This window comes from Chryseobacterium koreense CCUG 49689, from assembly GCF_001045435.1.
Classification (GTDB): Bacteria; Bacteroidota; Bacteroidia; order Flavobacteriales; family Weeksellaceae; genus Kaistella; species Kaistella koreensis.
The window spans coordinates 39,144-47,282 of record NZ_LFNG01000017.1; the positions used below are offsets into that span (position 1 = coordinate 39,144).

Sequence of the window (8,139 nt, forward strand, 5' to 3'; positions counted from 1 at the left end):
ATTAAAATTTTACTTATGAAGCGAATATTATTACTGCTCACCTTTATGCTGAGCTTTTTACAAATCAGAGCAGATGAGGGAATGTGGCTTCTGTCTATGATCAAACGTCTCAATGGAGTTGATATGCAGAAGGAGGGACTAAAACTCACCCCCGAAGAAATTTATTCGGTAAACAGTTCTAGCTTGAAGGATGCCATCGTGCAGTTTGGCGGTGGATGTACCGCCGAAATCGTTTCCAAAGAAGGATTACTTTTTACCAATCACCACTGCGGTTACGGGCAGATTGCTGCGCTTTCTACACCGCAAAAGGATTATCTGACCAACGGATTTTGGGCGATGAAAAGATCTGAAGAAATTCCTGCAAAAGGACTTTCTGTAAGGTTTTTGGTCAGAATGGACGATGTTTCGGCAAGGATTAATTCAAAATTAAACAACAACCTTTCAGCCGAGGAAAGAAAAAACATCATCGATACAGAATCTAAGGCCATTCAAAACGAAAATTCCGAAAACGGAAAATACACCGTGGTAGTGAGAGATTTCTTTAATGGAAATGAGTTTTACTATTTCGTTTACCAAGATTTTAAAGATGTAAGACTGGTTGGTACCCCACCCAATTCATTGGGTAAATACGGAGGGGATACCGATAACTGGGAGTGGCCAAGACATACAGTGGATTTCTCTGTCTTCAGAGTTTATGCAGATGCCAATGGAAATCCTGCGGAATATTCACCGAGCAACGTGCCGATGAAGCCTAAACATGCGCTTCCGATTTCGCTTAAAGGCTACAAGCCAGGCGATTTCACCATGATTGTGGGTTATCCGGGAAGAACAAACCGCTATTTGACTTCGTTTGGAATTGAGCAAATGGTCAATAAAGATTATCCGGCTTGGGTTCAGTCGTCTAAATTGGCTATGGATGTGATGAAAAAGTACATGGACAAAGATCAGGCGACCAAACTTCATTACGCCTCCCAATATGCATCTGTGGCAAACTACTGGAAAAACCGACAAGGGACAATCGATGCTGTGGAAAAAAACGGAACGATTGCCGATAAAAGAGCTTTGGAAGAGAAATTCCAAACCTGGGCACTGCTTCCGGAAAATGAGCCTGTTTACGGAAGTGTCTTAGCAGAAATCCAATCCAATTACAAGCAGTTCTCTGACAGAAATGTGGAGCGAAATTATTCTTCCCAGTTGCAGCGAAATGCCAAATATCTGGGAATTGCATACCAGCTGGGTTCATTGCTGAAGACTTACGTGGATCAGGATGATGCAGGAAAAGCCGCGATGAAAACAAAAGTAACCGACGGAATTGCCAGAATGTATGACGGGCTGAACACTGAACTGGAAGGCGAAATGATCAATTCCATGGTAGCTCTTTATCAGCAGAAAGTCAGCAAAGACGTTGCTTCACCAACGCTTTTGTCAGTGGATGCAAGCACCCTTTCCACCGTTGCTTTTTCTTCCATTTTCGCTACCAAAGAATCTGCCACCAACTTTTTGAATAACCCAGACAAATTAAAACTGGATTCAGACCCATTATTGAAAATCGCTAATGGTTTCAGTGTAGATCAAAAATTATTGACCGAAAAATATTCGAAAATTGATGAGGCATTTGCGAAAAACAGTAGAATATTCCTGGATGGACTTAGAAAATCACAGCCGGAAAAATCTTTCTACCCGGATGCGAATTCAACGATGAGATTGACTTACGGTTCTGTAAACACTTTGCCAGAAAGAGCGGACAGAAACTATTATGGAATCAGTGAAAAAAACAACTATTACACCGATACCAGAGGAATGGTGGCCAAATACAAGAAAGGTGATGAGGAATTCGATCTGCCCCAAAGATTTTTGGATCTGGTGAAGAAAAAAGACTTCGGGCAATACAAAGACAAAAAAGGATTTATGCCTGTAAACTTCCTTTCCAATAATGACATTACCGGTGGGAACTCTGGATCGCCAATTCTGGATGCTCATGGAAACCTGCTGGGTCTGGCTTTTGACGGAAACAGTGAAGCATTAAGTGGAGATATCATCTTCGACAAAAAATGGCAGAAAACCATCAATGTGGATGTAAGAATGGTTCTTTGGACGATTGACATTTACGGAAAAGCAGGTCACTTGATCAGTGAAATGACTTTGGTAAAATAGCTATTTTATCATCAATAATAGGAAAGCCGCAATTTGAGTTGCGGCTTTTTTGATGTCTTAAAAATCAGGTTTTAAAATCATTTATGCATAAAATCAAATCAAGTGCTAGAAGGGGAGATCGATTTTTTCCGGATCAATAAAGTCATGAGAATACGGATCCTGAAGAAAACTGAGCATCGGTCTTTGGTGCCGGATGATATCCTCCTGCCGAATTCCGTAAACTTCCCAGTAATTGGCCAGCAATTGTGCGTAAACTTTTTGGTCCCAAAACCCGAAGAGAGGCCGATTCTGGTCAGCGGACATGGGAACCGACTCGATGATTACCTGGTTATCGGTAAATTCTATATTGTATTTTGGCCGGTATTGCAGAAGATAATCGGAATAGTGGAATTTGGCGTATAATTCCTCATATTGAACCGGGTGCAAAACGTAACCTTTCATTTTTTCCAAAAGTTCCTGCTCCCGCTCGGCAATCGCGCCGTTATCCTGCATGTGGATGATGAACCCGAATTGATCTACCCCCATCGTGAAAAGCAGGTTGATCATGTCATCGCGGTAGCTGAAAATATCCGCGGAGTATTTTAATGGAAAAACCACCAAAGACCAAGGTTTTCGCCCTTTGAATTTCACAGGTTTAATCACCGACTGAAGCATCAAATGAAATAAACCAAACCGTTCTTTCAGGTCTTTTGAAATCTGGAATTCTTCACCCCTTCGCGCCATCCTTTTCTTTTCGTGCTGGAATTCGTGGTGCATGATCCCATAAACGATTTTTGCCGACCACTGAAAAATCAGTTCCTCCTCCAACGCGGCAATTCCTTCATAGCCCTTTTGGTAGGCTTCGCGAAATTTTTCGTCCAGTTGGTCGAAAGCGTTTTTGACTTCAGAAGTGCACGGAAGCCGCAAATCCCTGTAGCGAAATATTTTTTCCTTTTCCATCATTTCAAACGGGTCGTCGCCAATTTTAAAATGATCCAGCAACCATTCGGGAAAAACTGAGACCGACTCCAGACTTAGCTTCCCGGTGAGGAAACAGAAACTTTCATCAAAAATTAATTCATCGAATGGGTTGTAAAGCTCTAATGCCATGAGGTTTTGTTTTGCCGATTTTGAAAGTGCAAAGATAGGGCTTTTCAGAAACTGGTCTGTCATGGAGCGGCTTTAAAATAGATTTCGAGGCTAAAGGGAAATCAACCAAAAACGCTCCAGCCTTTCCATAAAAAAAGTGGAGACTTATGCTCCACTTTAATTATTTTACCGCTTCCGGTTTCAGCATTCCCAATTCGCCGTAATGTTTTTTGAACTTGGCCACTTTCGGAGCCACTACTGCGCTGCAGTAAGGTTGGTTCGGATTGGCGTCAAAATATCCTTGGTGATAATCTTCAGCGGGCCAGAATTTCTCAAATTTCACAATTTGGGTCACGTATTTTCCATGCCATCTTCCGCTGGCTTCGGAGGTTTTCAGGGCTTGTTCTGCTCTTGCTTTTTCCGCTTCGTCTTTATAAAAAATCACTGACCGGTACTGGGTCCCGATATCGTCTCCCTGTCTGTTCAGTTGAGTAGGATCGTGCAGAAAGAAAAACACGTCCATCATCTGCTCATAAGAAATAACTTTCGGGTCATATCCCACCTGCACCACTTCGGCATGTCCTGTTTCTCCAGTGCAAACTTCCTGATAAGTGGGATTCGCTTTGTGTCCGCCGGAATATCCGGAAACGACCGATTCCACTCCTTTCAGGTTTTCAAAAACACCTTCTACACACCAAAAACATCCGCCACCAAAGGTGATGTATTCTAAATTCTGTTTATCCATTTTTTGATTTTTATTTAAAGGCCTTTTAGGTTCCTGTCCGTTGCAGCAAACTAGAATAAGGCAGGTCAAAATTACTAAAATCTTTTGCATATTTCCATAACGTTTTTCTATGGTGAAAATTTTGTTTTTTGATTAAAAATTTGCTGCGAGGTTAATTCTGGTGAGAATGTTTATTTTTGCCTTAAATCTTTAGATCCATGATTTTAGTAGAAGAAATTCAAACTGCATTAAAGGAATTGTCTTTGCCTGAAAAGAAAGATTTTTATCCCAGATTCTTCAAAGCGGGAAAAGGCGAATATGCGGAAGGCGACGAATTCATTGGAGTAACCGTTCCAGACCAAAGGAAAGTGGTGAAAGCTTATTTCCAAAAGATTTCTTTGCCGGAATTGCAGCAACTCCTCTCTTCAAAAATCCACGAACACCGGCACAGCGCAATATTGATGCTTGTTTCAAAGTATGAAAAATCAAAGGATCCGGGCGAAAGGTTAGAAATCATAAAGTTTTATTTAAAGAATAAGAAGCGCATCAACAACTGGGATTTGGTGGACAACTCCTGCTATAAGATTTTAGGAAGGCATTGTTTTGAAAATCAAGATGATGGGTTGCTCCGGGGGCTTGCCGAGGAAGATTATTTGTGGTCAAAGCGAATGGCGATCGTTTCCACCATGTTTCATGTCAAAAAGGGAAAATTCGAGTTGCTTAAAGAACTGGCGCTGAAGAATCTGTCTCACGAACACGATTTGATGCACAAAGCAAACGGCTGGCTTCTGCGCGAAATGGGACAAAAAAATCAAGGGGAACTCTTAACGTTCCTGAAAGCGCATTATGGCAAAATGCCCAGAACCACACTCCGATACGCTATTGAAAAACTGGATGAAGATTTGAGGCAGCAGTTTTTAAAAGGAACATTTTGATGGAAAATCTGGTCATTCTTCGGGAAGCCTTTCATTATTTTCTGCATTTGGTCTTTCCGGTTTTCATTGCAAAAGTTTTTTTCAGAAAAGACTGGCGAAAAGCTTACTTCATCTTGTTGGCTACGATGCTTGTGGATCTGGATCACCTTTTGGCAAATCCTATTTTTGACGCCAACAGGAACAGCATTGGGTTTCATCCGCTGCATACTTATCCCATGATTGCACTGTATTTTCTGGGAAGTATTTTTTTGAGGGGAAATTTCCGGATCATCGCGATTGGTCTTTTTGTTCACATGCTTACCGACTTCCAGGATTATTTTGTTTGGAAACAAATGTTAAAAATTTATTAATAAAATCAATTATCCGATAACTTTTAATAGATTTTATTTATTTTTGTGCCTGATATGAAATTCAAAAAACTACTTCACTGGACCATTGTTCTTCCCATCATTTCGGCTATTTTTTATCTTGCCGGATTTCTGAACGGTGGGAATGTTGGAAATGTTTTAGGGATAATTTTGCTTTTTGGGACGGTGTTTGCGGCGGTTCACCATGCAGAAGTGGTGGCGCACAAAGTCGGTGAACCGTATGGAACTATTATTTTGGCGATATGCATCACGATTTTAGAGGTAGGATTGATTATTTCATTCATGCTGTCCGGGACCGAAGGTGCAATGACTTATGCACGGGATACCGTTTTTGCTGCGGTCATGCTTATTCTCAATGGGATTCTGGGAATCTGTATTTGGCTCGGGAGCAGAAAATACAAGGAGCAGTTTTTCATCACCAGTTCGGCCACCACTTATTTGGTGAGTCTCATAGCCATTTTGGTTCTTACGCTCATCTTACCGAATTATACGCAAAGTATTCGCGGGCCGTTTTATTCTAATGCGCAGTTGGTTTTTGTTTCGTTGGCCTGTCTCACTATTTATGGCAGTTTCCTGATGTTTCAAACGGTGCGTCACCGAAACTATTTCGTGGTGGAAGAAGCGGACCATACTGCACATGAAGCCGAACCTCCTTCTGTTTTGCGTACCCTTATTAGTCTCGTTCTGCTTATTGTTTGTCTTGCTGTGGTGATTTTAATGGCCAAAGGACTTTCGCCAGTTATTGAGCATTTTGTAGAGACCATGGGAGCTCCCAGAGCTTTGGTGGGCGTGATTATTGCATCGGTTGTGCTATTGCCGGAAGGTTTGGCGGCCATTCGGGCGGCAAGAAATAATCAGATTCAAACATCGATCAATTTTGGGTTGGGTTCTGCTCTGGCCAGTGTGGGATTAACGATTCCAGCGGTTTCAGTAGTTTGTGTGATTTATGATATCCCTTTCGTTTTGGGATTGGATATGAAATCCATTATTTTGCTGGCACTTTCGGTATTCATCGTCATGCTGTCGCTCAGCCGTGGAAAGACGAATCATCTGTACGGAACGGTTTTGCTGGTGAATCTCGCGGCCTACATTTTCACGGTGATTGTGCCTTAAACACTCGTAGCCTTCTCGCCCACATCTCAAACCCGCCTTGCGATTTCCATTTTGTGTCCCATCAAAGTGGCAATATTACTGGCTTTGTAGATCGCCATTTCCGCCATTTCACCCTCAAAATTTTCTTCTACTGTTTCCGTCCATAGTTTTACCCAGTGCGCAAAATGATGTTTTTCCAAAGGAACTTGGGCGTTAATAGGAAAATGCACCGCCATTGGATTTCCTTTATAAGAAATCTGTCCAAAAAGCAAAGTCTCCCAAAATGCGTACATTTTCGGCAAGTGGTGGCTCCAATCCGTTTTCGCTACGTCATTAAAGAAAAACCCGATGGTGTCATCTTTTTGCACCTTCGTGTAGAAACTGTTGACCAAAAGTTCAATATCTTCCCTAGTCTTTAATTTTTTCATGTCTCAAAATTACTGAATTTAAAGCCAATCAAGGTATGACTGCGGTCAGCAATGATTTGATCGAACATCTCGCTCTATTCACTGTCTGCAGACAAGCAGCGTTCTTTATTCCTCGTTTGGCGGCTCCACTTCATTCCATCACTTCTGTGAAGTAACCGGTTCTATCGCGGCCACAGATCCGGCATTTTTCAATTGCATAAATAAAGCTTGCTTCATCTCATTGAAAATAATTTAGGTTAAGAGAAAGCAGTTTGCTTACCGGTTAAAGAAAAAATTTGTTTGGCTTAAAAAAAAATGATTCCGGAGGAATCTTATCTGTGTAGCTGAATCAAATCCTATGTATGGAGCATTCGGGAGGAGCGTTATCTCTTTTCAATCCACTTAAAAAAGTTGAATATTTTGGTCGCAAATTTTCATTTTTAAAAACATATCTAACAAAAAAAGTTTCTTAAGATGGCATTCCTAAAGGAATGCAAACTTCTTGCAGTCAGTCTTTCTACACAGATGCTGCTCCTCTGGAGCATTTCATGTTTTTTTAGAAATAGAAATCCCGGTAAAATGGTGGAGTTATCCATAAATTCGCGGAATCTTTAATGTGCTTCAACCTGGTTTTCTGACCACCAAATCATTAAAAACTCCGTAGGAGTTTGAAGTTTGTAGCCAACCGTAAGTATAGCATGACGGCACTTCGTAGAAGTGCGAAGTTATTTTGGCGGTTTCGTATGTGTAGAAAGCCGGAAGGACAGCACCCAAAAGGCGTTAATCCCGAAAACGTTTCACTCCTACGGAGTGATTGATCTGCAACCGTATCAGAGCTGCAAACTTCTCACTCCTACGGAGTGATTGATCTGCAACCGAATCAGAGCTACAAACTTCTCACTCCTACGGAGTGGTGATTTCCAACCATATCAGAGCTATCTCTTGTTGCCCAACTTAAAAAAATTGATTGCTCTTCTTGCAAATTACCGGTTCTAAAAGCAGATCTGGCAAAAGGAAAGTTTTTTTGAGATAGCATTCCTGTGGAATGTCCCCCCCTGCAGTCAGTCTTTCTACACAGATAGCGCTCCTCCGGAGTATTTCGTGTTGTTTTTAGAAATAGAAATCTCGATAAAGTGGCGGAGTTATCCGTAAATTCGTGGCATCTTTAATGTGTTTCAACCTGGTTTTCTGACCACCAAATCATTAAGAACAGAATAACTCCGTAGGAGTTTAAAGTTTGTAGCCAACCGTAAGTATAGCATGACGGCACTTCGTAGAAGTGCGAAGTTATTTTGGCGGTTTCGTATGTGGAGAAAGCCGGAAGGACGGCACCCAAAAGGCATTAATCCTTCAAACGTTTCACTCCTACGGAGTGATTGATCTGCAACCGT

The 8,139-nt window shown here is 41.6% G+C and carries 7 protein-coding genes; 4 read left to right on the top strand and 3 right to left on the bottom strand.

Translation table 11 applies throughout. The features are described 5' to 3' along the window. The first annotated feature begins 15 nt into the window (after positions 1 to 15). On the top strand, positions 16 to 2,154 hold the full coding sequence (locus tag ACM44_RS11980) for a S46 family peptidase (RefSeq protein ID WP_048500289.1): 2,139 nt from the start codon (positions 16 to 18) through the stop codon (positions 2,152 to 2,154). Positions 2,155 to 2,259: 105 nt separating this feature from the next. Here the strand turns inward: ACM44_RS11980 and ACM44_RS11985 are convergent, their stop codons facing one another. Both ACM44_RS11985 and msrA read right to left on the bottom strand, forming a co-directional pair. Further along, positions 2,260 to 3,306, bottom strand: coding sequence for a hypothetical protein (locus ACM44_RS11985; RefSeq protein ID WP_241477181.1), 1,047 nt, complete (start codon positions 3,304 to 3,306; stop codon positions 2,260 to 2,262). A gap of 97 nt (positions 3,307 to 3,403) precedes the next feature. Further along, positions 3,404 to 4,057, bottom strand: coding sequence for a peptide-methionine (S)-S-oxide reductase MsrA (gene msrA / locus ACM44_RS11990; protein WP_048500290.1), 654 nt, complete (start codon positions 4,055 to 4,057; stop codon positions 3,404 to 3,406). Positions 4,058 to 4,164: 107 nt separating this feature from the next. Between msrA and ACM44_RS11995 the strand changes: the two genes are divergently transcribed. The 3 genes from ACM44_RS11995 to ACM44_RS12005 are packed head-to-tail and all read left to right on the top strand — an operon-like array spanning position 4,165 to position 6,362. Further along, on the top strand, positions 4,165 to 4,881 hold the full coding sequence (locus ACM44_RS11995) for a DNA alkylation repair protein (RefSeq protein WP_048500291.1): 717 nt from the start codon (positions 4,165 to 4,167) through the stop codon (positions 4,879 to 4,881). Then, positions 4,881 to 5,231 (top strand): DUF6122 family protein, encoded by a 351-nt coding sequence (locus tag ACM44_RS12000; protein ID WP_183325334.1) that lies wholly within the window; start codon positions 4,881 to 4,883, stop codon positions 5,229 to 5,231. Before ACM44_RS11995 ends, ACM44_RS12000 begins: the two co-directional genes overlap by 1 nt. A gap of 54 nt (positions 5,232 to 5,285) precedes the next feature. Continuing rightward, on the top strand, positions 5,286 to 6,362 hold the full coding sequence (locus ACM44_RS12005) for a calcium:proton antiporter (protein WP_048500292.1): 1,077 nt from the start codon (positions 5,286 to 5,288) through the stop codon (positions 6,360 to 6,362). Positions 6,363 to 6,388: 26 nt separating this feature from the next. Here the strand turns inward: ACM44_RS12005 and ACM44_RS12010 are convergent, their stop codons facing one another. Beyond that, positions 6,389 to 6,769 (bottom strand): group III truncated hemoglobin, encoded by a 381-nt coding sequence (locus ACM44_RS12010; protein ID WP_048500293.1) that lies wholly within the window; start codon positions 6,767 to 6,769, stop codon positions 6,389 to 6,391. Positions 6,770 to 8,139 lie beyond the last annotated feature (1,370 nt).